The sequence below is a fragment of the Rhodococcus yunnanensis NBRC 103083 genome, from assembly GCF_001895005.1.
Taxonomy (GTDB): domain Bacteria; phylum Actinomycetota; class Actinomycetes; order Mycobacteriales; family Mycobacteriaceae; genus Rhodococcoides; species Rhodococcoides yunnanense.
The window spans coordinates 70,842-94,275 of record NZ_BCXH01000023.1 but is presented as its reverse complement, the minus strand read 5'-3'; the positions used below and the strand labels follow the sequence as shown (position 1 = coordinate 94,275).

20 protein-coding genes and 2 tRNA genes are annotated in these 23,434 nt (G+C 65.0%); 8 read left to right on the top strand and 14 right to left on the bottom strand.

All coding sequences use genetic code 11. The annotated features are described in order from the left end of the window. Positions 1 to 69: 69 nt before the first annotated feature. The 6 genes from RY1_RS26435 to RY1_RS26410 all read right to left on the bottom strand — a co-directional run bounded on the left by RY1_RS26435 (position 70) and on the right by RY1_RS26410 (position 4,450). Positions 70 to 143: transfer RNA gene (locus RY1_RS26435), tRNA-Leu, on the bottom strand. 11 nt (positions 144 to 154) lie between these two features. Next, positions 155 to 1,099 carry a Ppx/GppA phosphatase family protein gene (locus RY1_RS26430; RefSeq protein WP_072807002.1) on the bottom strand — a complete coding sequence of 315 codons (945 nt, stop codon included), beginning with the start codon at positions 1,097 to 1,099 and terminating at the stop codon, positions 155 to 157. Beyond that, on the bottom strand, positions 1,096 to 1,623 hold the full coding sequence (locus RY1_RS26425) for a DUF501 domain-containing protein (protein WP_072807001.1): 528 nt from the start codon (positions 1,621 to 1,623) through the stop codon (positions 1,096 to 1,098). The genes RY1_RS26430 and RY1_RS26425 overlap by 4 nt, the downstream gene beginning before the upstream one ends. Then, positions 1,620 to 2,201 (bottom strand): FtsB family cell division protein, encoded by a 582-nt coding sequence (locus tag RY1_RS26420; protein ID WP_245819967.1) that lies wholly within the window; start codon positions 2,199 to 2,201, stop codon positions 1,620 to 1,622. The genes RY1_RS26425 and RY1_RS26420 overlap by 4 nt, the downstream gene beginning before the upstream one ends. 132 nt (positions 2,202 to 2,333) lie before the next feature. After that, positions 2,334 to 3,620: a phosphopyruvate hydratase gene (gene eno, locus RY1_RS26415; RefSeq protein WP_072807000.1), complete on the bottom strand. Its 1,287-nt coding sequence runs from the start codon at positions 3,618 to 3,620 to the stop codon at positions 2,334 to 2,336. Positions 3,621 to 3,745: 125 nt separating this feature from the next. Next, the gene (locus RY1_RS26410; protein ID WP_084727898.1) at positions 3,746 to 4,450 is read right to left on the bottom strand and encodes a lytic transglycosylase domain-containing protein; all 705 of its coding nucleotides are present in this window, start codon (positions 4,448 to 4,450) and stop codon (positions 3,746 to 3,748) included. 171 nt (positions 4,451 to 4,621) lie between these two features. Between RY1_RS26410 and efeU the strand changes: the two genes are divergently transcribed. From efeU to RY1_RS26390, 4 genes are all read left to right on the top strand, one after another. Further along, complete coding sequence (efeU, locus tag RY1_RS26405; RefSeq protein WP_072807023.1) at positions 4,622 to 5,494, top strand: iron uptake transporter permease EfeU; 873 nt, start codon at positions 4,622 to 4,624, stop codon at positions 5,492 to 5,494. A gap of 14 nt (positions 5,495 to 5,508) precedes the next feature. Next, a complete protein-coding gene (gene efeO / locus RY1_RS26400) occupies positions 5,509 to 6,648 on the top strand; it encodes an iron uptake system protein EfeO (protein WP_072806999.1) in 1,140 nt (379 codons plus the stop codon). After that, the gene (gene efeB, locus RY1_RS26395; protein ID WP_072806998.1) at positions 6,629 to 7,894 is read left to right on the top strand and encodes an iron uptake transporter deferrochelatase/peroxidase subunit; all 1,266 of its coding nucleotides are present in this window, start codon (positions 6,629 to 6,631) and stop codon (positions 7,892 to 7,894) included. The genes efeO and efeB overlap by 20 nt, the downstream gene beginning before the upstream one ends. A gap of 165 nt (positions 7,895 to 8,059) precedes the next feature. After that, positions 8,060 to 8,701, top strand: coding sequence for a dihydrofolate reductase family protein (locus tag RY1_RS26390; protein ID WP_072806997.1), 642 nt, complete (start codon positions 8,060 to 8,062; stop codon positions 8,699 to 8,701). A 213-nt stretch (positions 8,702 to 8,914) separates the two neighbouring features. Here RY1_RS26390 and RY1_RS26385 read toward each other — a convergent pair whose 3' ends face one another. The 4 genes from RY1_RS26385 to RY1_RS26370 form a co-directional block, all read right to left on the bottom strand. Further along, positions 8,915 to 9,826, bottom strand: a complete 912-nt coding sequence (locus RY1_RS26385; protein WP_072806996.1) for a nucleoside triphosphate pyrophosphohydrolase — start codon at positions 9,824 to 9,826, stop codon at positions 8,915 to 8,917. Continuing rightward, positions 9,826 to 13,464 carry a transcription-repair coupling factor gene (gene mfd / locus RY1_RS26380; RefSeq protein ID WP_072806995.1) on the bottom strand — a complete coding sequence of 1,213 codons (3,639 nt, stop codon included), beginning with the start codon at positions 13,462 to 13,464 and terminating at the stop codon, positions 9,826 to 9,828. The genes RY1_RS26385 and mfd overlap by 1 nt, the downstream gene beginning before the upstream one ends. Before the next feature lie 150 nt (positions 13,465 to 13,614). Next, positions 13,615 to 14,253: a ScbR family autoregulator-binding transcription factor gene (locus tag RY1_RS26375; protein WP_072806994.1), complete on the bottom strand. Its 639-nt coding sequence runs from the start codon at positions 14,251 to 14,253 to the stop codon at positions 13,615 to 13,617. A gap of 190 nt (positions 14,254 to 14,443) precedes the next feature. Next, positions 14,444 to 15,070 carry a TetR/AcrR family transcriptional regulator gene (locus RY1_RS26370; RefSeq protein WP_072806993.1) on the bottom strand — a complete coding sequence of 209 codons (627 nt, stop codon included), beginning with the start codon at positions 15,068 to 15,070 and terminating at the stop codon, positions 14,444 to 14,446. Between the two features lie 203 nt (positions 15,071 to 15,273). Between RY1_RS26370 and RY1_RS26365 the strand changes: the two genes are divergently transcribed. The 4 genes from RY1_RS26365 to RY1_RS26350 all read left to right on the top strand — a co-directional run bounded on the left by RY1_RS26365 (position 15,274) and on the right by RY1_RS26350 (position 18,660). Then, a tRNA-Gln gene (locus tag RY1_RS26365) sits at positions 15,274 to 15,344 on the top strand. Positions 15,345 to 15,409: 65 nt separating this feature from the next. Continuing rightward, complete coding sequence (glmU, locus tag RY1_RS26360; RefSeq protein WP_072806992.1) at positions 15,410 to 16,891, top strand: bifunctional UDP-N-acetylglucosamine diphosphorylase/glucosamine-1-phosphate N-acetyltransferase GlmU; 1,482 nt, start codon at positions 15,410 to 15,412, stop codon at positions 16,889 to 16,891. Continuing rightward, complete coding sequence (locus RY1_RS26355) at positions 16,891 to 17,874, top strand: ribose-phosphate diphosphokinase (RefSeq protein WP_072806991.1); 984 nt, start codon at positions 16,891 to 16,893, stop codon at positions 17,872 to 17,874. The genes glmU and RY1_RS26355 overlap by 1 nt, the downstream gene beginning before the upstream one ends. A gap of 162 nt (positions 17,875 to 18,036) precedes the next feature. Beyond that, on the top strand, positions 18,037 to 18,660 hold the full coding sequence (locus RY1_RS26350) for a hypothetical protein (RefSeq protein ID WP_174565479.1): 624 nt from the start codon (positions 18,037 to 18,039) through the stop codon (positions 18,658 to 18,660). Between the two features lie 445 nt (positions 18,661 to 19,105). On the opposite strand, the gene egtD is transcribed toward RY1_RS26350, so the two are convergent. The 4 genes from egtD to egtA are packed head-to-tail and all read right to left on the bottom strand — an operon-like array spanning position 19,106 to position 23,354. Next, a complete protein-coding gene (egtD, locus tag RY1_RS26345) occupies positions 19,106 to 20,077 on the bottom strand; it encodes an L-histidine N(alpha)-methyltransferase (RefSeq protein ID WP_072806990.1) in 972 nt (323 codons plus the stop codon). Positions 20,078 to 20,087: 10 nt separating this feature from the next. Beyond that, a complete protein-coding gene (egtC, locus tag RY1_RS26340) occupies positions 20,088 to 20,822 on the bottom strand; it encodes an ergothioneine biosynthesis protein EgtC (RefSeq protein ID WP_072807021.1) in 735 nt (244 codons plus the stop codon). Then, a complete protein-coding gene (egtB, locus tag RY1_RS26335; protein ID WP_072806989.1) occupies positions 20,815 to 22,188 on the bottom strand; it encodes an ergothioneine biosynthesis protein EgtB in 1,374 nt (457 codons plus the stop codon). Before egtB ends, egtC begins: the two co-directional genes overlap by 8 nt. Then, complete coding sequence (gene egtA / locus RY1_RS26330) at positions 22,119 to 23,354, bottom strand: ergothioneine biosynthesis glutamate--cysteine ligase EgtA (protein WP_072806988.1); 1,236 nt, start codon at positions 23,352 to 23,354, stop codon at positions 22,119 to 22,121. The genes egtB and egtA overlap by 70 nt, the downstream gene beginning before the upstream one ends. Positions 23,355 to 23,434 lie beyond the last annotated feature (80 nt).

Genomic DNA, 23,434 nt, shown 5'->3' with positions numbered 1-23,434 from the left:
TGTGACACCGAAGTGGGTGTTCGAACGTCCACCGTCGTCCGACACCACCTCTGACCTGCGGCTTAACAGTGCCCCCAGTCGGACTCGAACCGACACTGTGCGGATTTTAAGTCCGCTGCCTCTGCCAATTGGGCTATAGGGGCTGATGGTGCGATCAGATTTTAACCGACATCGCGATGCCGTCGAGGATGTCGTGCTCACTGACGACGAGTTGGTCGATCCCTGCGCGCCTGGCGAATTCGTCGGCCAACGCGATGGTCACGAGTGATCCCCCGCCGATGACGTCGACGCGCCCGGGGTGCATGGGACCGAGCGCTGCTCGTTCGGCGTGCGTCGAGTGCAGCAAACTGTGACACACCTCACGCAACTGGGCAAAAGAGATGCGGGAGAGGTGGATTGCGTCGGGATCGTACTGTTCGAGACCGAGCGCAAGGGCTGCGAGTGTCGTCATCGTGCCGGCGACTCCGACCCACGTCGTTGCTTTCTCGACGGGAACGGCGTCGAATGCCGCTTGCAGTCGCTCGGCGGCAAAGGCGCGGGCGGCCGCGATTTCGTCCTCGGTCGGCGGGTCGGACGGCAGGCAACGTTCCGTCAACCGTACGCAGCCGATGTCCGCGGAATATGCTGCCTCGACGCCGTCGGCGTCACCCAACACCAACTCCGTCGACCCACCACCCAGGTCGACGACCACGAAAGGTCCTTCGGCCGAGCTCAATTCGCCGACAGCGCCCGCGAAGGACAGCCGCGCTTCTTCGTCGCCGGTGATGACCTCGGCCACCGAACCCGACACGATGGGATCCAACAACTCGCGGGTCATCGCGAAGAAGTCCTCGCGGTTCGACGCGTCCCGCGTGGCTGAGGTCGCGACCATGCGCTGCGCCGTCACACCCGTCGAGCGAATGATCCCCGCATATTCTTCCAATGCAACACGTGTGCGTTCGATGGCCTCTGGCGCAAAGGAACCCGTCGCGTCGACGCCTTGCCCCAGCCTCACGACACGCATCTCGCGGGCGACGTCGGTGAGCACTCCGTCAACGACGTCTGCGACGAGCAATCTGATCGAGTTGGTACCGCAGTCGATGGCTGCGACCCGAGTCATGCGCTCTCCCCACGCAATTCGGCGATGGTCGGCCAATCGGCCGGAATTGCTTTGCCTCGCAAGGAGGTCTCGGCAGCGAGAGCGACCGACTCGTCTCCGAGCGGATTCACGCCCGGCCCCTTGGCGAGCGAATGCGCAATGAGAACGTGCAGGCACTTCACACGGTCGGGCATCCCGCCACCGGTGAAATCCGTTCCGAGAGATTCGATTTCGTTGCGCTCAGCCAGATAGGACCGGTGCGCCTTCAGGTATGCAGCGGCCAGATCGGAGTCGACGCCAAGCCGATCGGTCATCTCCCGCATCACACCGGCGGACTCCTGACGGCTCGCCTCGGCGGTGAGCCGCGGATCGGTCAGGTAGTAGAGCGTGGGAAAGGGCGTGCCGTCGGGCAACTTCGGTGCGGTCTTCACCACGCCGGGCCTACCGTCCGGTGACCTGTAGGCGATTTCCAGTACGCCACGAGGTTCACGTCCGAGCTGAGCCGCAACAGCATCGAGATCTTCTTGCGAGACTGCCGAGCTCACCCGACCGGCCCTCCTTCTATTGCTGGTGCAGGCGCAGGAACGACCGCCGGAAGCGCTGGTGTCTCCGGTTCTTCGCTGGCCTGCGGTTGCACTGCCGATTCCCAGAGATCCCGATACCAGGGACCTTCGGATTGCTTCTTCGTTTGTTCTTCCGCGTCCGATTTCGCGACGTCACCGGGAAGCTGGACCGTGTACGGAGTCTCCCCCGGCATCACCCAGAACAGACGCGTACGCGCCGCAGCCGCAATACGCGCAGGCTCGTTGAGCTGAGATTTCTGCAGCTCCAAATTCTTGACGCTGTCTTCGAGCCCTTGCCTGTCTGCGAGAACCTGCGCCAATTCGGCCCGCTGCGAGAAGTACGTCCGCAGCGGCATCGCAAGCGTCAACGCCAACGCGCACACGACGACGGCCAGGATGACAGCACGACCCGTCGACAAGCCGAGGAAAGTTCTTTCGCCACCCGTCGACGCACGTGCGCCGACCCGTCGCGGAGCTGCCTTACCACCGACCACGGCGTCGCGCGCCTGCTCGGAGGGTTCCGGTGCCGGAGCGCCGGAGCTGTGTTCGTCTCCTGACACAGCTCCGGTCTGCCGGTTGCGGCCGGTCGACGAGCGGCCGCGAGGCCGGGGATCACGTCCACCTGGACTGGTCCCCGGTCTTCCTCGCCTCGCCGCCATCACACCAACTCCACCTTGTCGCCTCGAGAAAAGCTATCCCTCGTAATTGAACCGGGGGAAAGCCAGCTCGCCCGCGTAACGCGCCGCGTCGCCGAGAGCTTCTTCGATTCGGAGCAACTGGTTGTACTTCGCGACGCGCTCGCTGCGAGCCGGAGCACCCGTCTTGATCTGGCCACTGCCGACGGCAACTGCCAGGTCAGCGATGGTGGTGTCCTCGGTCTCGCCGGACCGGTGGCTCATCATCGTCTTGTAGCCGTTGCGGTGCGCGAGATCGACGGCGTCGAGGGTCTCGGTGAGCGTGCCGATCTGATTGACCTTGACCAGCAGCGCGTTGGCCGCACCCTTGACGATGCCGTCTTCGAGGCGCTCGGGGTTGGTGACGAAGAGGTCGTCGCCGACGAGCTGCACCTTGTCGCCGATCGCTTCGGTCAGCGAGACCCAGCCGTCCCAGTCGTTCTCGTCGAGCGGATCCTCGATGGACACGAGCGGGTAGGCGTCGACGAGCTCGCCGTAGAACGCCGACAACTCCTCGGCGGACTTGGTCTCACGCTCGAACGCGTAGCCGGTGCCCGCGGTGTAGAACTCGGTGGCGGCGACGTCGAGAGCAAGCGCGATGTCCTGCCCCGGCGTCAGGCCCGTCTTCGCGATCGCCTCGAGGATGAGGTCGAGAGCAGCCTTGGTGCCGGCCAGGTCGGGGGCGAAGCCGCCCTCGTCACCGAGACCGGTCGAGAGGCCCTTGGCCTTGAGGACGGATTTGAGGGAGTGGTAGACCTCGGCGCCCCAGCGCAGCGACTCCTTGAACGTCGGCGCGCCGATCGGAGCGATCATGAACTCCTGGACGTCGACGCCGCTGTCCGCGTGCGCGCCGCCGTTGATGATGTTCATCATCGGGACGGGCAGGATGTGGGCGTTCGGTCCGCCGAGGTAGCGGAACAGCTCCAGGCCGGCCGACTCCGCAGCAGCCTTCGCCACGGCGAGGGACACACCGAGGAGCGAGTTCGCGCCGAGGCGAGACTTGTCCGGGGTGCCGTCGAGGTCGAGCAGAGCCTGATCCACCGCGCGCTGTTCGATGGCGTCGAGGCCGATGACGGCCGGTGCGATCTCGTCGAGAACTGCGTTGACCGCGTTCTCGACACCCTTGCCGCCGTAGCGCTCGCCGCCGTCACGAAGCTCGACGGCTTCGTGCTCGCCGGTGGATGCACCGGAGGGAACTGCCGCGCGGGTCAGGGTTCCGTCGTCCAACGCGACCTCGACCTCGACCGTGGGGTTGCCACGGGAGTCGAGGATCTCGCGAGCTCCGACCTGCTCAATGATGGCCACGAATGCTTCTCCTAGTAACGGGGACCGACAGCGCCACGGTTTCGCGGCGCCACGACCGAGCTGCGGACTGTGCCGGGTGTCAGACTAGCCGCTCGCCTGACGTCCCCGCATATGACCACCTCGCCCTACGCCCTGGTGCCGACGGAGTAGGCGGCGGCGGCATCGCGGACGTCCCGCAGGTACGCGCCCGACTGGTTGTAGGCCATCAGCGCTCGCTCCCAACCCTCGGCGGTGCGCAGGTCGCCTCCGCGTGCGCAGAGATAGCGAGCGGCGGTGAGTGCTGCGTCGTCGAGATTGTCAGGATTGGGGGTCGCGTCCCCGTTGGCGTCGACGCCCCATTTTCGCCATGTTTCGGGGATGAACTGCATCGGTCCCATCGCGCGGTCGTGCACCGCGTCGCCGTCGAGCAGTCCGCCGTCGGTGTCGGGGATCTCGGCGACGCCTGGGCCTCCGTCGAGCGGGATTCCGCGGATCTGCGGCGACACCGTTCCGTCGGCAGCGACCGTGGAGCCCTGATATGTGCCGTGTCGACTCTCGATGAAACCGATTCCCGCGAGCGTCGTCCATGCGATCCCGCAGTCGGGCGACGTGTCCGCCATGATGGCCGCCGCATGCCCGTATGCCGCGAGTGCCGGAGCCGAGATGTTGACCGCGTCGGACTGCGGTTCGGCCCATTCGAGCAGGAGATCGGCGGTTCTACCCGGTGCGTTGAAATCGATCGCGGGGACGGGCGTGCCTGCGCCGGGCGGAATACCTTCGGGAATCTCACGCGGCGGTTCGGACGTGCCGCACGCGGCCACGATCGATCCCACCGCAAGCGCGGTGAGCATCCAGCACAGTCGGGTCTTCACCCCGCCATCCTGCACATCAAAAGTAATAGAAACCTAAAGCGTCGAAAAAGAGCAGCTCAAAGGCAGTGTGCGACTCGCCGAAGGGTGTATGTTGCTCTCATCCACATGAGGGTCGCCTACCCTTGTTTCTTTGTTCAGGAGCATCAGAAGTTGTCCGTACTCGCCGCCGCCGGATCGGCTCCGTCGATCGCCACCCAGATGTTCGGGAGTGGGCTCATCGGCCTCCGCGAGGGTCTCGAAACCGGAATCGTCGTCATGATCCTGGTGGCGTTCCTCGTCAAAGCCGATCGCCGTGACGCTCTCAAGTGGGTCTGGCTCGGGGTCGGCATCGCCGTGGCCATGGTCGCGATCATCTTCTTCGTCATCCACTACGGCACCTCGACGGTCACCGGCCTGACGGCCGAGATCATCGCCGGCATCGCCTCGCTCGTCGCGGTCGCGATCGTCACGGCGATGGTCCTGTGGATGCGCACCGCCGCCAAGGACATGTCCGGCGAACTCCGCAGCGGACTGGAACGCGCATTGACCGTCGGCCCCATTGCGGTGCTGACGCTGTCCTTCTTCGCCGTGGGTCGCGAAGGCGTCGAGACGGCCCTGTTGATGGTCGGTTACGCCGAGAACACCAACGGCAGCCTGTGGCCACTGCTCGGCCTGCTGCTCGGCATCGTTGCCGCCGCGATCGTGACCGTGTTCCTGTACTTCGGCGCGATCCGCATCAACTTCGCCACCTTCTTCCAGTACACCGGTGTCTTCCTGATCGTCGTCGCCGCCGGAATCCTCGCGTACGGCATCCGCGCGCTGCAGATCGGCGGACTGCTCCCGGGTGGCAGCGCCGTCGCGTTCGACATCACCGCGCATTACGACGCCTCCAGCTGGTACGGCACCGTGCTCGCGGGCATCTTCAACTTCCGGCCAGAGCCGACCGTCTTCCAGGTCGTCGGGTGGACGGCGTACATCGTCATCGTTCTGTTCCTGTTTCTCCGGCCGGTCCGTGTTCCCGAGCCTGCTCTCACCAACTCCTGAAAGGCACCACCTCGATGCGTCGCACCCCCTACGCTCTGGCCGCAATCGCGGTTATCCCCCTGGCTCTTGCCGGCTGTACCGAAAAGTCGTCGTCCGAGACGAGCGCGTCGGACATCGCAGTCACCGCGAACGACACCACATGTGACGTCGACGCCACCGAAGGCTCCACCGGAAACTCGACCTTCCAGATCACCAACAACGGCTCCAAGGTCACCGAGTTCTACGTGTACGGCGAAGGCGACCGAGTGATGGGCGAGGTCGAGAACATCGGGCCCGGCCTGACGCGTCAGCTCATCGTCGCCCTCCCCGACCCCGGCACCTACCAGACCGCATGCAAGGCAGGGATGGTCGGCGACGGCGTCCGCGCGGACTTCGTCGTCACCGGTGACGCCGTCCGTGAGGCCGACGAGGACGGCCTGCTCGCCGAAGCCGCAGACGGATACAAGCGCTACGTCGTCAGCCAGGTCGACGCGCTGCAGGAGACAACCGCGACATTCGTCGACGCGGTCAAATCCGGAAACATCGAAGCCGCCAAGGCGCAGTTCCCGATCACGCGCAGCTACTACGAGCGCATCGAGCCCGTCGCCGAGAGCTTCCCCGACGACCTGGATCCGCGCATCGACCTGCGTGAGCCCGACGTGGAACCCGGCGCCACGTGGACCGGCTTCCACCGCATCGAGAAGGACCTCTGGACGCAGGGCCTGCAGCCCGACACCAACGCGATGGCCGATCAACTCCAGGCCGACATCACCGAGCTGTCCGAGAAGATCAAGGCCGACGACTTCGCCGTCGATCCGATCCAGGTGGCCGGTGGAGCGCAGGGGCTGCTCGACGAGGTCGCCAAGACCAAGATCAGCGGCGAAGAGGACTTCTTCTCCCACACCGACCTCTACGACTTCCAGGCCAACGTCGACGGCTCGCAGGCAGCCGTCGCCGCCGTGCGTCCGATCATCGATCAGAACAACGCCGAACTGGGCACCACGATCGATACCCGGTTCGCCGAGCTCGACGCCGAACTGGCCAAGTACCGTAGTGGCGACGGTTTCGTCTTCTACGACACCGTCACCGAACCTCAGCGTCAAGAACTGTCGAACAAGATCGATGCGTTGTCAGCAGAAGTGAGCCAGGTACAAGGTGTCGTCGCAGGACAGTAGTTCCGAACAATCCCCAGCAGCTTCCGGCATCTCTCGGCGGCGTCTCTTCGGCGCCGCCGGGGCGGGAGTTGCGCTCGTCGGCGCAGGTGCGGTCGGCGGTTACGCCGCGGGCTCTTCGTCGTCCGAGACGCCGTCGGACGTCGTCGCGTTCCGCGGTGATCACCAGGCGGGCATCGTCACGCCCGCCCAGGACCGCATGCACTTCGTCGCGTTCGACATCACCACCGATTCACGCGACACCTTCGTCGCGCTGCTGAAGAAGTGGACCGAGATGGCCGAGCGTCTGGTCAAGGGCGAGGAAACGTTCGACGACGGTGCCACCGGAGCAGGCGAGTACAAGCCTCCAACGGATACCGGTGAGGCGCTCGGCCTTTCGGCGTCGTCGCTGACGTTGACCATCGGATTCGGCCCGGGATTGTTCACGCGATTCGACCTTGCCGATCTACGGCCGTCGTCCCTGGCGGACCTGCAGCATTTCCCTGCCGACAATCTCGACGAGCGTCGTTCCGGCGGAGATCTCTGCATCCAGGCGTGCGCCGACGACCCCCAGGTGGCCGTGCATGCAATCCGAAACCTGGCGCGCGTCGGCTTCGGGACCGTCTCGGTCAAATGGTCGCAACTCGGATTCGGACGAACCTCCTCGACGTCCACTTCGCAGGCGACTCCGCGAAACCTGTTCGGATTCAAGGACGGAACCGCCAACCTCAAAGCAGAGGAGCCGGGTCTTCTCGACGATTTCGTCTGGGTCGGCGACAGCGACCAGGAATGGATGCGCGGCGGCTCGTACCTCGTCGCCCGCCGAATCCGCATGCTCATCGAATCCTGGGACCGCACGGTACTGAACGAGCAGGAACGAGTCATCGGGCGCAGCAAAGGATCCGGCGCACCCCTCGGACTGAAGGACGAATTCGACCCACTCGACCTGGACTCCAAGGGCCCCAAAGGACTACTCATCGACGCCGATGCACACGTTCGCCTGGCGTCGAAAGAAGAACTCGGCGGCATCCAGATCCTGCGTCGCGGATACAACTTCACCGACGGATCCGACGGTTTCGGCCACCTCGACGCAGGCCTCTTCTTCATCGCGTACTGCCGGGATCCGCTGACCCAGTTCGTGCCGATGCAATTGGCCCTGGCGCGCAAGGATGCGCTGAACGAATACATCCAGCACGTCGGGTCGGCCGTCTTCGCCTGCCCACCCGGATTGGGCGAATCGGACTACTGGGGTTCAACGTTGTTCGGCTGACTTGCTGTCCGCCGGCCCTCTGACCACTGATCGCTTGAATGGTCCATTCATACGATCAGATAGCTTCGGTGGTTCGTTCAAGCGGCAGTCCGCGGGGTCTGCGATGAGTTTCGGCGGTCGGCCTGGTCCACATCTCGAACAGCAGAATCGACGCAGGGAGCACACGTGGGACAGCTACTTCGGGTACAGAACTTCAACGTCTCGAGCGACGGCATCGCGGCAGGGGTGAACCAGAGCTTCGAAAGCCCGTTCGGCTTCGATCATTCGAATATGTTCGCGTGGTGCGGAGCTACCGCGAGCTGGCCCAACCGTACCGATCCCGGCGGCAGCAGGGGCCTGGACGACTACTTCACCCGCGACTTCGCCAACAACATCGGCGCCGAGATCATGGGACGAAACAAGTTCGGATTCCAGCGCGGACCCTGGGAAAACCTCGAGTGGGAGGGCTGGTGGGGCGACGAACCTCCCTTCCACACGCCTGTCTTCGTCCTCACCCACCATGAGCGCCCATCGATCACGCTCGGCGACACGACCTTTCACTTCATCGACGACGACCCGGCTGCCGTGCTCGAGCAGGCGAAAAAGGCTGCCGGTGGCCGCGACGTCCGACTCGGTGGCGGCGTCACCACCGTCCGCGAGTTCCTCGACGCGGACCTCGTCGACACCATGCACATCGCCGTCTCGCCTCTCGAGATTGGAAGCGGACTCACACTCTGGGACTCCCCCGACGAGTTGAACGATCGCTTCGAACACGAAACCATCCCGAGCACCAGCGGCGTCACGCATCACCTGTTCTGGCGGAAGTAGCCCGTCCACCGATCGAATGGTTCATTCAAGCGGTGTGAGGCTCGGGGTGGATTGGAGCGAAGGCGACATTCGGTCCGACCAGGTGAGCGAAGGCGACATCCGGTCACTCAGAGTGAGCGAAGGCGACATCCGGTCACTCAGAGTGAGCGAAGGCGACATCCGATCACCCAAGAGTGAGCGAAGGTGACATTCGGTCCGACAAAGGTGAGCGAACTACCGCCGAGCCCAGTTCTCGATCCACTGCATCGGAGTGAGTTTGCCGGGCTGCGCGCCGTGCACCTTGGCCAATTCCTCGGCACCTCGGATACGTCGGGCGAAATCCAACACGTCGCGCCGCAACAGGTCCTCGGCGCTCTCGCCGCCGTGGCTGTGGTCGGCGCCGATGTGCACGGTGCGCAGCTGGTCCGGGATGAGCTCGTCCGGTAGTCCTGCCTTGCTTGCGCGCGCGACGACCTTCTGCGCCAACGCGAGGGCGGGCTGCGCCATGGCGATACCGTCCAGGCACGACCCGCGAGCCTTCTCGGCCGCCTTCTTCTCCTCCCACGCTTTCTCCTGCGCGGCGACGTCGATGGGGCCGGTGGAGCCGTCGGTCAGATGCGGTGTGCGGTGGGTCAGCTTCGCGACGAGACCGGCTGCGACGTCGTCGACGTCGAACCTCCCTTCGTCGGCGTCCTGGGCTATCCGCGAGTGGAACAGCACCTGCAGCAGAATGTCACCGAGCTCTTCCTTCAGGTCGACGAGGTTGCCGCTGTGGATGGCGTCGAGGAGCTCGTAGGTCTCTTCCAGCAGGTAACCGCTCAACGACGCGTGAGTTTGCTGGGCCTCCCAACCGCCGATCGTGCGCAGTCGGTCCATGAGCACGACAGCGGCGATGAGGTCGTCACCCGGCAACTTCGGCGACTCGACGACGCGTTCGCCGCGCCGGATGCGGTCGAGTACCTCGGGGTTGCTCGGGTCGGTACTGACCAGCACTGCTGCTGACCCCGAGGCGCGCGCCGTCCCGGAGAACAACCACCGGATCCGAACGGGCACCTCCTCGGTGAATTCCACTACCCCGCTCAGGAATTCGACCGCCTCCGCCGGAACCATCGTCGGCCGGACCGGATCGAGCAGTACTACCGTCATCACACCCCCACAGTCTGCTCCAACAACACCGATCGTGACGGCTTACCGTCCAGCGACAGAATGAGATCGGCGATGAACTGAACCAATTCGACATCCCGAACCCGGGCCGCGCCGACTCCGCCGCCTTCGACGCGCGGGAGTGGCAGCTGCACAACACCCGTCGTCGCCCGGTACTGGGCGTTGGGGTACAGACGCTTGAGCCGAATCTGCTTCGAATCGGGCAGATCCATCGGCGCCAACTTCACCTGAGTACCGGAGACGTTGACATCGGTCAGCGCGTACTCCTTCGCGATGAGCCGCAGCTTCGCCACCGACACCAGACGTCCCACCTCCTCGGGCAGCGGACCGTAGCGGTCCACCATCTCGTCGATGACGGCAGTGATGGATTCGGAATCGGTTGCGGCAGCGAGCTTGCGATACGCCTCGAGCCGTAGGCGGTCGCTGGTGACGTAATCGGGCGGAATGTGTGCGTCCACCGGTAGATCGATGCGCACCTCCTTGGGCGCCTCGTCCGTGGTGATCGGCTTACCGTCCATGACAGCGCGATACGCCTCGACTGCCTCGCCGACGAGGCGGACGTAGAGGTCGAATCCGACTCCCGCGACGTGACCGGACTGCTCGGCGCCGAGAACGTTTCCCGCGCCGCGGATTTCGAGGTCCTTCATCGCCACGGCCATACCCGCGCCGAGGTCCGAGTTCTGCGAGATCGTCGCGAGTCGGTCGTAAGCCGTTTCGGTCAACGGCTTCTCGGCCGGGTAGAGGAAGTACGCGTAGCCACGTTCACGGCTACGTCCGACACGACCGCGCAGCTGGTGCAGCTGCGACAGGCCGAGCGAATCGCTACGTTCGACGATGAGCGTGTTGGCGTTGGAGATGTCGAGACCCGTCTCGATGATGGTGGTACACACCAGCACGTCGGTCTCGCGCTCCCAGAACCCCTGCACCGTCTTCTCCAGCGTCTCCTCGTTCATCTGGCCGTGCGCAGTCGCGACCCTGGCCTCGGGAACAAGATCGCGAATTCGCTTGGCTGCCTTGTCGATCGAGCTCACCCGGTTGTGCACGAAGAACACCTGGCCGTCGCGCAGCAACTCGCGCCTGATCGCAGCCGCGACCTGCTTGTCGTTGTACGCTCCGACATACGTCAGGACGGGATGACGCTCCTCGGGCGGGGTGAGGATGGTGGACAACTCACGGATGCCCGCGAGGCTCATCTCGAGCGTACGAGGGATCGGCGTCGCGGACATCGTCAGCACGTCGACGTGCGTACGCAACGACTTGATGTGTTCCTTGTGCTCGACACCGAACCGCTGTTCCTCATCGACGATGACGAGCCCGAGGTCCTTCCAGGTGACTCCGGTCTGCAACAGCCGGTGGGTGCCGATGACGATGTCGACGGTGCCGTCGGCGAGACCCGCCATGACCTGCTTCGAGTCGGCGCCGTGGGTGAAGCGGGACAGGCCCTTGACCGTGACCGGGAACGCCGCCATGCGAGCGGTGAACGTCTGCAGATGTTGCTGGGCCAGCAGCGTCGTCGGGACCAACACGGCGACCTGCTTACCGTCCTGGACTGCTTTGAACGCCGCACGAACCGCGATCTCGGTCTTGCCGTATCCGACGTCACCGAGGATGACGCGGTCCATCGGAACCGGCTTCTCCATATCGGCCTTGACCTCGGTGATGGCCGTCATCTGATCCATCGTCTCGGTGAATCCGAACGCGTCTTCCATTTCGCGCTGCCACGGGGTATCCGGCCCGAATGCGTGACCGGGGGCAGCTTGACGTGCCGCGTACAGCTGCACGAGCTCGCCCGCGATCTCCCGAACCGCCTTGCGCGCTTTACGTTTGGTGTTGGCCCAGTCCGAACCACCGAGCTTGCTGAGCGAGGGTAGCTCACCGCCGACATACCGCGAGAGCTGATCGAGCGAGTCCATCGGAACAAACAACCGATCACCCGGATGCCCGCGCTTGCTGGGCGCGTACTCGATGACGAGATATTCACGGCGTGCACCGCCGACGGTCCGCTCGATCATCTCGACGAAGCGGCCGATGCCGTGCTGATCGTGCACGACGCTGTCGCCTGCGACGAGCGCGAGCGGATCGACCTGATTTCGCCTCTTGGCGGGCATCTTTCGGCCCTCGGCAGCGGCGACGCGGTTGCCGGTGAGGTCGCTTTCGGTGACGACCACGAGTTTCGCGTCGGGCAGGATCAGTCCCTCGTGCAACGAGGCGCACAGGACACTGACGATGTCCGGCAGCGGCTCGGCACCCGAATCGATGTGCGCCGCAGGCACTTCGGCCTCGCCGAGCCGTTCGATGATGCGGTCGGCCGTGCCGGCACCTGCCACTGCGATGACTGCGCGACCGCCGGTGGACACGTGCGCGCGCAGCATCGCGAACACACCCGTCAGCAACTCCTCGGATCCACGGACCTCGGGCACCGACTCGACCGCGAGTTCCACTTCTTCACCGCTGCCCGACGCCAAAGGACTGATGGTCCACCACGGACGGCCGAGTGCCTGTGCGGACTCGCGAATCTGACGCAGCGATCGGTACGCCGAAGCTCCGAGGTCCAGGCTCACCCCGCCGAGTCCGGACGTGTCGACCGTCGAGGTGTCGAGTGGCGCAGCGCCCCCGACCGATGCGGCCGTCCACGACGCCTCGAGAAATTCCTGGCCGGTGCGCACCAGATCTGTTGCACGGGTGCGGATTCGCTCCGGGTCGCACAGCAAGACGTGGGACCCGGCAGGCAGGACGTCGGCGAGCAACTCCAACTCGCCGGGTTGCAGCAGCGGCAGCAACGCCTCCATGCCCTCGACGGGGATCCCCGCGGACAGCTTGTCGAGCATCTCCACGAGCGCAGCATCGGCCTGATTGTCCGCGGCCAGCGTCGCCGCGCGATCGCGGACCGTCTGCGTCAGAATCAGCTCACGACACGGCGGCGCGATGACCGAGGTGATCTCGACGTCGGGCAACGAACGCTGATCCGCCACCGAGAACGCACGAAGTTCGGTGACCTCGTCGCCCCAGAATTCGACACGAACCGGATGATCGGCCGTCGGGGAGAAGATGTCGAGAATGCCACCTCGGACGGCGAACTCCCCACGCTTGCCGACCATGTCGACGCGGGTGTACGCGAGCTCGACGAGCCGGTGGATCAAGCCGTCGAAATCGGTCTCGACGCCGACCTTCAATCCGATCGGCTCGATCTCGCCCAGCCCGGGAGCCATCGGCTGAACCAGCGATCGAACCGTGGTGACGATCACCTGAATGGCGGGTCCGTAGTCCCTGTCGTCAGGGCGAGCGAGACGACGCAGCACCTCCAGCCTGCGGCCGACGGTATCCGCACTGGGCGAGAGGCGTTCGTGCGGCAGTGTTTCCCACGACGGGAATTGCACGACGGCGTTGCCGAGGATCTGCCCGAGTTCGGCGGTCAGTTCGTCGGCCTCGCGGCCGGTTGCGGTCACCACGAGAACCTGCGCCCGCTCCGCTATCGCGGCGGCGACGAACGGACGCGCCGAATGGGGAGCGACCAATGTTCGCTCGGCTGCACCGACAGCCTCGCTCACGGAGGTGAACGCAGAGTCCGTCAGGGCCACACGCGCAAGGCCCGACAGGTGAAGCGAGGGTTCGGAAGACAAGGGCGAGGCTCCTGAGCGAGATCGGCACAACTGTTGACCCGGCTCTACCCCGCTGAGTGAGCGGGGAAACCGGCGACCGCGCTCGATTCTATGGGAGAACACCGACCGAACATCGGCTGGGCAGCATCAAAGACCCACCCCGGTGCCGACTCAGTGCCGAATGACCCGTCGTGCCGCGAACTCACGGAAGTACTCGAGCTTGCCCGGCGTCACGAGAGACGGCAGCAGGTAGTACCAGAGCCGTTCCATGCGCGACGGCAGCTCGGCGGTGCTGGCCGTGGCGACAGCAACCATGTGCACTCCGGTCAGGATCTCGAGGACGAGCGAACCGATGGTCCTGGAATCGGAACTCGGGTCGATGTCGCCCTGCTTGATCGCTTTGGCCGCGAGTGAATCGAAGGCATCGCTCCACCCCGCCATCACATTGCCCTGGGTGCCGCGGTAGTCGCCGATCTGATGACTCAGACGCAGCATGGCCGACACCATGGGATCGCTGACCGACAGGTCGACGACGATGTACGAGATGCCGATGGCAGCTTCCAGCGCCGGAATGCGTCCGTCGTTGAACTGCTTGCACGCCGACGTCAGACGAGCGTTGCCCTCGTCGATGACGGCACGAGCCAACTCTTCTTTGGATCCGAAGTGGAAATACAGGGCACCTTTGGTGACCTGTGACTGAGAGATGATCTCGCTGAGGCTCGCGTTCGCATAGCCGAGGCGCAGAAATACGTTTGCTGCCCCCGACAAAACGGTGTCGCGAGTGATCTCGGCGCGGGCCTGTCTGACCATTGGATCCGCCTTCGCAATACTGGGCTGCCACTGCGCAAATTACGAACGAACGGTACCACCCAGCAGCTTTCCGCCCTTGATCAACTTGCTTCCGGTCCGAACATATAACGAGCGTGCGTGTGACGTGCCTCTCACTGGCACGAAAGCGACTGTACTCGCTCTTTTGTCGACGAGAGTGAAAATGGACCGCTCATTCTTCACCTAATTGCGGTGCAGCCTCCAGATTGGTGAGACCGTTCCAACACAGGTTGACAACGTGCGCGGCGACCACCTCTTTCGACGGTTCGCGCACGTCGAGCCACCACTGTGCAGTCATCGACACCATGCCCACGAGCGCCTGCGCGTAGAGCGGTGCGAAACCGGGATCGAATCCCCGTCGGAGAAAATCGCCCGCGAGAATGTGGCCCACCTGGCCGACCGCGTCGTTGAGCAAAGACGAGTACTTCCCGTCTGCAGCCGCGACAGGAGAATCACGGACCAGAATCCGGAAGCCGTCGGTCCTCTCCTCCACAAAGGTCAGCAGCGCCAACGCCACACGCTCGACCCGAACACGCGATCTGTTCTGTTCCAAGGAGGACGTGATCATCCGCAGCAACGTCGACATCTCGCGATCCACGATCACTGCATAGAGTCCCTCTTTGCCGCCGAAGTGCTCGTAGACGACGGGTTTGGACACATGCGCGCGGACGGCGATCTCCTCGACCGACGTCGCCTCGTAGCCGCGCTCGGCGAACAGCGACCGGCCGATCTCGATCAGCTGTTCCCGACGCTGAGTTCCCGTCATCCGTACGCGCGGCGGGCGCTCGGGTTCGGACATATCGCCTCCCACCAATCGCACGCGTTCCCTCGACCCTCGAGGAGTATCGGCCACGAGCCTAGTGCGGGTTCCGTCGCGTTTTATGGGAGCGGTTCGACTGACAACCACATCTCATGCGAGACTCGTTGCGCTCGGCGGGAGAGCCGCGACTGCGTAGCCTGAACGATTGGGTTCCAGCCACCGGAGAAACCGCTGGTCCGTGATCCGCCGTGGTGTAATGGCAGCACCTCTGATTTTGGTTCAGATAGTTCAGGTTCGAGTCCTGGCGGCGGAGCGAAGACATCTGTCGATCGATCGAGTGCGTTTTCAGTAGAGTGCGATTTTCGCCGAGGAGCTCAGTTGCCAGTGCAAACCGCCGTGGTCGTTCTCGCAGCGGGTGCAGGTACCCGAATGCGGTCCAAGACTCCGAAGGTTCTTCACGCACTCGCAGGCCGCACGATGCTCGCGCATGCACTGCACGCCGCAGCCGACCTCGGCCCCGACTACCTGGTCACCGTCGTCGGGCATGATCGGGAGCGGGTCACCGAGTCCGTCCACGAGTTGAGCGTCGAACTCGGTCGTTCGATCGAGACATCGATACAAGAGGAACAACTCGGCACGGGCCATGCCGTCCAGTGCGGCCTTCGATCCCTGCCCGACGACTTCGAGGGCACCATCCTCGTCACCGCCGCCGACGTGCCACTGCTCGACGGCCACACCCTCAAAGCCCTGCTCGACGAGCATCTCAGCGCACCGACTCGGGCGGCCGCGACCGTACTCACCTTCATTCCATCCGATGCCAACGGATACGGCCGCATCGTCCGAACCGACGACGACGAGGTCGCCGAGATCGTCGAACACGCCGATGCGACCCCGGAACAGATCAACATCACCGAGGTCAACTCCGGTGTGTACGCATTCGACGCGTCCGCACTGCGGACGGCGCTCGGACGCCTGAGCACCCAGAACGCGCAGCACGAGCTCTATCTCACCGACGTGGTGAAGATCAGCAAGAGCAGCGGCCTGTCCGTGTTCGGCACCCAGCTCGCCGATCCCGACCTGGTGATGGGCGTCAACGACCGGGTTCAGCTCGCGCGGGTCACCGGCATCCTCAACCGCCACATCGTCGAGAAGCACATGCGCGCGGGCGTCACCGTCGTCGATCCAGCGACGACGTGGATCGACATCGACGTCACGCTCGGCGCGGACGTCCGCCTCGAACCGGGCGTGCAGCTCCACGGCAACACGCACGTCGGCGAGGACGCGGTCATCGGACCGGACACGACTCTGCGCGACGTCGTGGTCGGTGAGCGCGCATCGGTCGTACGCAGCCAAGCAGATCTCTCCACCATCGGGCCCGGTGCCACCATCGGGCCCTTCGCATATCTGCGTCCCGGATCCGAGATCGGGACGAGCGCCAAGATCGGCACGTTCGTCGAGACCAAGAACTCGACGATCGGCGACCACTCGAAGGTCCCGCACCTGACCTACGTCGGCGACGCGACCGTGGGCGAGCATTCCAACATCGGCGCCTCGAGTGTCTTCGTGAACTACGACGGCATCACCAAGCGCCGCACCGTCGTCGGATCCCACGTACGAACGGGATCGGACAACATGTTCGTCGCTCCCGTCCACGTGGGCGACGGCGCTTACACGGGAGCAGGAACAGTGCTCCGCAACGATGTACCTCCGGGGGCGCTCGCCGTCTCCGCTGGTTCCCAGCGCAACATCGAGGGCTGGGTCGAGAAGAAGCGGCCAGGGACGGCTGCAGCGGACGCTGCAGCTCGTGCCCTGTCCGCCGAGTCGACAAACGCGCACGAATCAAAGGACGGCGAACAGTAGTGACCACCCCGAATTGGATCGACAACCAGAAGAACCTCATGCTCTTCTCGGGTCGCGCACATCCAGAACTTGCCAAGCAGGTGGCGAAAGAGTTGGGGATCGAGATCACCCCGCAGACGGCCCGCGATTTTGCGAACGGCGAGATCTTCGTTCGCTTCGAGGAGTCGGTCCGCGGATCCGACGCCTTCGTGTTGCAGAGTCACCCGTTCCCGCTGAACACCTGGCTCATGGAACAACTCATCATGATCGACGCCCTCAAGCGTGGATCCGCCAAGCGCATCACCGCGATTCTGCCGTTCTACCCGTACGCGCGTCAGGACAAGAAGCACCGCGGACGCGAACCGATCTCCGCTCGGCTGGTCGCCGACCTGCTCAAGACCGCAGGCGCCGACCGCATCATCACCGTCGACCTGCACACCGATCAGATTCAGGGCTTCTTCGACGGCCCCGTCGATCACATGCACGCACACAGCCAGCTCGCCGAGCACATCCGCGGCAAGTACAGCCTCGAGCACATCACCGTCGTCTCCCCCGACTCCGGCCGCGTCCGCGTCGCCGAGAAATGGGCGGACAGCTTCGACGGCGCACCGCTCGCCTTCATCCACAAGACACGTGATCCGTTGGTGCCCAACCAGGTCAAGTCCAACCGCGTCGTCGGTGACGTCGAAGGCCGCACCTGCATCCTGATCGACGACATGATCGACACCGGCGGAACCATCGCAGGCGCCGTCAAGGTCCTCAAGGAAGCAGGAGCAGGAGACGTCGTCATCGCCGCCACCCACGGCGTGCTCTCCGACCCCGCAGCCGAGCGTCTCGCGAACTGCGGAGCCAAGGAAGTCGTCGTCACCAACACCCTGCCGATCACGGACGAGAAGCGCTTCGACACGCTCACCGAGCTGTCCATCGCCCCACTTCTCGCCCGCACGATCCGTGAGGTCTTCGAAAACGGTTCGGTGACAAGCCTGTTCAACGGTTCCGCATAAGAGTCCGTTCGGTTTCTTCCCCTCCCGCTCCGCCACTTCCTTCGCTGCCCGAAATGAGCTTGGTCACTACCACGACCGAAAAGCGCACTTCGACAGGGAGGGGGTGTGCGGAGCGGGTTGCGTTGTAGCCTAAGATGACTCGTCGTGATCGACGCACAAATCTTGGGTAGTCCAACTGCAACTTCTACCGTCCGAATCGCTCGTTGGACCCCGGGTGGGTGCGTCTGGTGTGGAGGCACCGACTCGATCGAGGATTATCGAAACGAGCCTCGCTGCGGCCTCTGCCGAGAAAAAGAAGCCATCATCGACGAGGCCAAGCATTTCATCGGAATGTACGGCCTGCGGCCTCTCGGCGGCACCCTCGCCTCCGACGACGAGGAGGAGCGCGAGTTCCGCGTCACCGCTCGTGACGCGCGCGAGGTGCTCAACCGCATCCGCCTCGAGAAGCTCCCCGATCCCGCCGCCGTCCGCAAAGCTTTGCGCCCCAGGGCAGCTGCAGCCATCGCCGCACCTCGCGCGGCCACCAGCTCGTCCGCTTCCGGTGCGCCGGCCAAGGCGGCACCCAAGAAGGCTCAGGCAGGCGTCACCGGCATCGACATGATCGAGCTGCAGTCGCGGGTGCAGAAGCTGCTCGAACAGCTCTCCGGCATCGACGAGCAGATCACCGCGCTCGACGGCTCCGCCGGTCTCCCGGCCCGTGCGCGTCTGAAAGACCTGGACCGTCAACGCACCTCCGTTTTGGGCACTCTCGCCGCTCTGGAAAAGGCTCGTCGCCGCACCAACTGACGAGATCTCCCATCCCCACCCCGGCTCACACCCACCACCCCACGCAAACGCACGTGCATTTGCGGACCGGGCCGGAAAACCCCAGGCCACACCCACCACCCCACGCAAACGCACGTGCATTTGCGGACCGGGCCGGAAAACCCCAGGCCACACCCCCCACCCCACGCAAACGCACGTGCATTTGCGGACCGGGCGGGAAAACCCCAGCCCCCACCCAACACCCCACGCAAACGCACATGCATTTGCGGACCCGGGCCGGAAAACCCCAGGCCACACCCCAACCCCCACGCAAACGCACATGCATTTGCGGACCCGGGCAGTAAAACCCCAGCCCACACCCCCACCCCACGCAAACGCACATGCATTTGCGGACGGGGTGCGGCGGGGCGGGGTAAGGCGGCGGGGCGGGGACAGGGCGGCTGGTGGGACGGGGCAGGAGCAGGGGTCAGCTGCGGCGGGCCAGGATGAGCGCGAACCGGTCCTGAGGATCGGTCCAGAACTCGTCGATGCCGAATCCTGCGTCGACGAGTTCCCTTTCGATTCCCTCGCGGCGGAACTTGGCCGAGATCTCGGTGCGCAGTTCCTCACCGGCCTCGAAGTCGATGTCGAGGCCGAGGTCCGCGATCGAGACGTGGTGCGCTTCGGTGGCTCGCAGACGCATCTCGATCCACTCGTCCTCTGAGTTCCACAACGCGACGTGCGCGAACTTCGCCGGATCGAAATCGGCGCCGAGCCTTGTGTTGAGCACCGAGAGCACATTGGCGTTGAACGAGGCTGTCACGCCGGCCGCGTCGTCGTACGCCGGAACGAGCACATCCGGATCGATGACGAGTCCGACGCCGAGGAGAAGGAATTCGTCCGAGACGAGGGCGCCGCCGATGTCGGAGAGAAACTCCGCCCGCTCCTCCGGGATCAGGTTGCCCAGTGTGCCACCGAGAAACGCGATGGTCCGGCGACCGTCGGCAGGCAAGTTCTGCAGAGTGTCGGTGAAATCGCTGACGATGCCCTGCAGTTGCAGCGCCGGAAACTCCTGCGAGATCTGCTCGATCGCACCGGTCAGCGCGGACGGCGAAACGTCCTGCGGGACGTACTTGTGTAGCGATCCGTGCTTGACGCCGGCTGCGAGCAACAGCCGCGTCTTCTCCGACGAGCCAGAGCCGAGTTCGACGAGAATCGCCGCGTCGGTGCGCTCGGCGATGTCGTACGCGTGCGCTTCGATGAGCGCCCGCTCGGTGCGGGTCGGGTAGTACTCCGGGAGTTCGGTGATCTTCTCGAACAACTCACTGCCCGCGGCGTCGTAGAACCATTTGGGCGAGAGCCACTTCGGCGACGCCGTCAGCCCCTGCCGCACGTCGGCGCGCAGGTCCTCGAGCAGCCGTTCCGGCGAGATGTGTACGTCCAACACGGTATCGGACATGATTCTCCTTCTATTCGAGGTCGGTGATGTCGACGCGGCCCGGGCGCACCCGGACGAACTTCTTGTCGTCGACGAGGCGCCACCGCGAGTTGTCGTCGAGAGGCTCGGACGCCACGGTGACCGAGTCACCGGTGTCCAGCACCGCCAGCGAGTGGTACAGGGTGGTGGCGTAGAGCGTGGTGCCGTCGCCGAGCAGCAGGTTGAGCCGCGGATTGGGCGACGTCGATCGCACCCGGGAGACGAGCTCGCGCAGCGCCTTTTCCGGTTCGAAGTCGCGAAGCAGGTGCTGCAGGATCACCCACAGCGCCGCCGAATCGGTCGGCGCCTGCAGCCGCAGCAGAGCGGTCGGCGGGACATCGGCGGCCAGGTCGGCCAATGCGTCGGGCCAGCCGAAGACGACGCCGTTGTGGCTGAACGCCCACGTTCCGTCGGTGAAGGGCGCGCAGGCGCTGCGTTCGACGGGCATCCCGACGGTCGCCGATCGCACGGCCGCCACCACCGCTGTCGACTCGATGCCGCCCAGGACGGTCTCGACGGCCGGATCGGACCAGATCGGCATCGCGTTGCGGTAGTCCGCAACACCGTCGGGGGTCCACCATGCCGCCCCGAAGCCGTCGGCGTTGATGGTGCCGCCGCCGCGCATGTCCTTCGGCGCCCACGACTGGACGCGCAACGAGTTCGGACCGCCCGTGAGCACGTCGCCGACGCTTCGGGCGGGCCCGAGGTAGCCGAGATGCCTACACATCCACGACATCCCTGGCACACCGGATGCCGGCGAAGATCTGCCGACGAATCGGGTGATCCCAGTTGCGGAAGGTGCCCCTGCAGGCGACTTCGTCGGTGCCGAACGATCCACCGCGCAGCACCTTGTAGTCACCGCGCAGAAAGACCTCCGAATACTCGGCGTACGGGAACGGCTCGAATCCCGGATACGGCTCGAAGTCGGAGGACGTCCACTCCCAGACGTCACCGATCAGCTGCTGAACACCGTGCGCCGATGCACCGCCCGGGTATGCACCGACATCCGCCGGTTCGAGGTGACGCTGGCCTAGATTGGCGTGAATCTCGGTGGGCTCGGAATCTCCCCACGGGTACTTGCGTACGGTGCCCGACGCCGGGTCGTACCGCGCAGCCTTCTCCCATTCCGCCTCGGTAGGCAGCCTCTTGCCTGCCCACCGCGCGTACGCCTCGGCCTCGAAGAAACACACGTGCACGACGGGCTGATCCGGCCGCACCGGAGACGTCCGGCCGAACGCCCGGCGCCACCAACTGCCGTCGGCGTCGCGGTCCCAGAATTGTGGCGCCCGCAGGCCCTCGGTCGTTCGGTGCTCCCACCCACGCTCGCTCCACAGGCCCGCTCGCTCGTAACCGCCGTCGTCGATGAATTCGATGTACTGGGCGTTGGTCACCGGAGCGACATCGATCGCGAACGCGGGAACGTGCACCGTGTGCGCCGGCCGCTCGTTGTCCAACGCCCACGGATCGAGGGTGGTGCCCATCGAGAACTCTCCTGCAGTGAACACCACCTCACCCGACGCGGGCACCTGCGAGCTCGGCGGCGCAGGTGCGGTGAGCACTGCAGGCCCGACGCGCAACTGGTGCGTGGCCAGCATGGTCTCGTCGTGCTGCTGTTCGTGTTGCGCGACCATCCCGAAAGCGAATCCGTTGCGCTCGAGCCTGCGGCCGTCGAGCGGGCTCGAGTCGAGGACGTCCCACACCTTGTCGCGGACCGTCGCGACGTATGCCCGCGCTTCGTCGGGCGAGAGCAGCGGCAGCGAGGGGCGGCTGGACCGCGAGTGCTTGAACGCGTCGTACAGCTCGTCGATGTCGCGGCGCACCGGCTCGCGGCCACCGACGTCGCGTACCAGCCAGAGCTCTTCCTGGTTGCCGATGTGCGCGAGATCCCAGATCAGTGGGCTCATCAGCGGCGAATGCTGCGCGGTCAGGTCTTTCTCGTCGACGCATTCGGTGAGCGCTTCGCTTCGGGCGCGACTTCGAGCCAGAACCTTCTGGACGCTGCTTCTCAATTGCTCGGTCTCGCTCACACCGGCTCCTTGTCCGTCGAAGGTCTGGTGGTGGGTAGTGCGGCAGGTGACTCGCCGCGACGACATCGCTCCGCTGCCTCGAACAGAACGTCGGCGTAGTCACCCGAGTTCTCGGCGGCCAGCCGCAGCAGGTTCTCGGCGGTACCGCGTAGATCGTCGTCCTCCAGCCCCGACCTGGCCGCGTCGATCCAGCGACCTGCCGTCCCCTCGGCCAGCGCGAATGCCGAGTCGGTGACGGACGGGCTCGACAACAACGCATGGAATGCGGCGGCCGGAATTACCCACTCGACACCCGGCTGCGCGTCGAGGTATCGGATCTCGAGGTGGCCGCATGCCCGCACGTGGGGAAACAGCGTGGTGAGGTGATAATCGAGGTCGTCGAGGGTGGGCGGACGGCCGATCGGTCCGGAGTCGTCGAGCCAGTCCGCGAAGGACATGCCCTGCGGCGCCTCCCAGTTCTCGGACTCCCCGCGAATACACAGCAACGGCACATCGAGCGCCCATCCGGCGTAATCCGATACGGGGTCACCGGTGCTCGGCACATCCGTACGAGAGTTGTCGAGCTCGATCCACGTCCGCATGCGCTGCGACGCCCACTCCCCTGCGGGTGCCCCCTTCAGCTGCGGTGAACACGCGAATGCCGCGACGAATGCCGGTCCGATCGCCTCGAGCATCTGCCAGCGGCTCGTCACATCGGCGCGGTCGACTCCTGCGTCGACGCTGATCTGGGCGGCCGCGGTGTTGCACATCATCAGCTTGCCGAAGGGACCGATCGCGGTGAAACGGTTCTCCATCGCGCAGTATCTCGGGAGGACGAGCAGGCGCTCTGCGTCACGTTCACTGTCCGCGGGCGCCGAGGTCATCCCGACGTGCCCTGCGGCCATCACGGCTTCGATGACGCGTGCGTCGGAATCCAGAGCCTGCTGTAGTTCGCGTACCGAAGCGTACGGTGCGCTGGAAAGTTCTATCTGACCGCCGGGTTCGACCGTGACGGTGCTTCCGCCGGGCAATGCCCATGCGGGTGAATCAGGTGCAATGCTGCGCGGTGCGTACTCCCCCAGCACGGTCGCGAGGTGTTCGAGTGACGGCCTGTCGCCGTCGACGGTATGCGTCAACCATTCCAATTCTGCGCCGATGAGCTGGGGTGGACCTAACTTGAAACAGACACTTGCGACATACGTCTCGGCCGCAAGGCGCGAACTCAACTCGCGAGACTTCTCATTGGACGACACACGCCCCTCCTAAAGTTGTGCCCGGCCGACGGCCTCTGCCGCAGCCACAACGCCGGTGCCTCGACCGAAACACCCGTGCC

What these genes read in the sequence shown, in the direction of transcription:
- RY1_RS26430 (WP_072807002.1), bottom strand. Translation starts at nt 1,099, where the DNA reads ATGACTCGGGTCGCAGCCATCGACTGCGGTACCAACTCGATCAGATTG.
- RY1_RS26410 (WP_084727898.1), bottom strand. Translation starts at nt 4,450, where the DNA reads ATGCTCACCGCGCTTGCGGTGGGATCGATCGTGGCCGCGTGCGGCACG.
- efeO (WP_072806999.1), top strand. Translation starts at nt 5,509, where the DNA reads ATGCGTCGCACCCCCTACGCTCTGGCCGCAATCGCGGTTATCCCCCTG.
- RY1_RS26385 (WP_072806996.1), bottom strand. Translation starts at nt 9,826, where the DNA reads ATGACGGTAGTACTGCTCGATCCGGTCCGGCCGACGATGGTTCCGGCG.
- RY1_RS26375 (WP_072806994.1), bottom strand. Translation starts at nt 14,253, where the DNA reads ATGGTCAGACAGGCCCGCGCCGAGATCACTCGCGACACCGTTTTGTCG.
- RY1_RS26370 (WP_072806993.1), bottom strand. Translation starts at nt 15,070, where the DNA reads ATGTCCGAACCCGAGCGCCCGCCGCGCGTACGGATGACGGGAACTCAG.
- egtD (WP_072806990.1), bottom strand. Translation starts at nt 20,077, where the DNA reads ATGTCCGATACCGTGTTGGACGTACACATCTCGCCGGAACGGCTGCTC.
- egtC (WP_072807021.1), bottom strand. Translation starts at nt 20,822, where the DNA reads ATGTGTAGGCATCTCGGCTACCTCGGGCCCGCCCGAAGCGTCGGCGAC.
- egtB (WP_072806989.1), bottom strand. Translation starts at nt 22,188, where the DNA reads ATGTCGTCGCGGCGAGTCACCTGCCGCACTACCCACCACCAGACCTTC.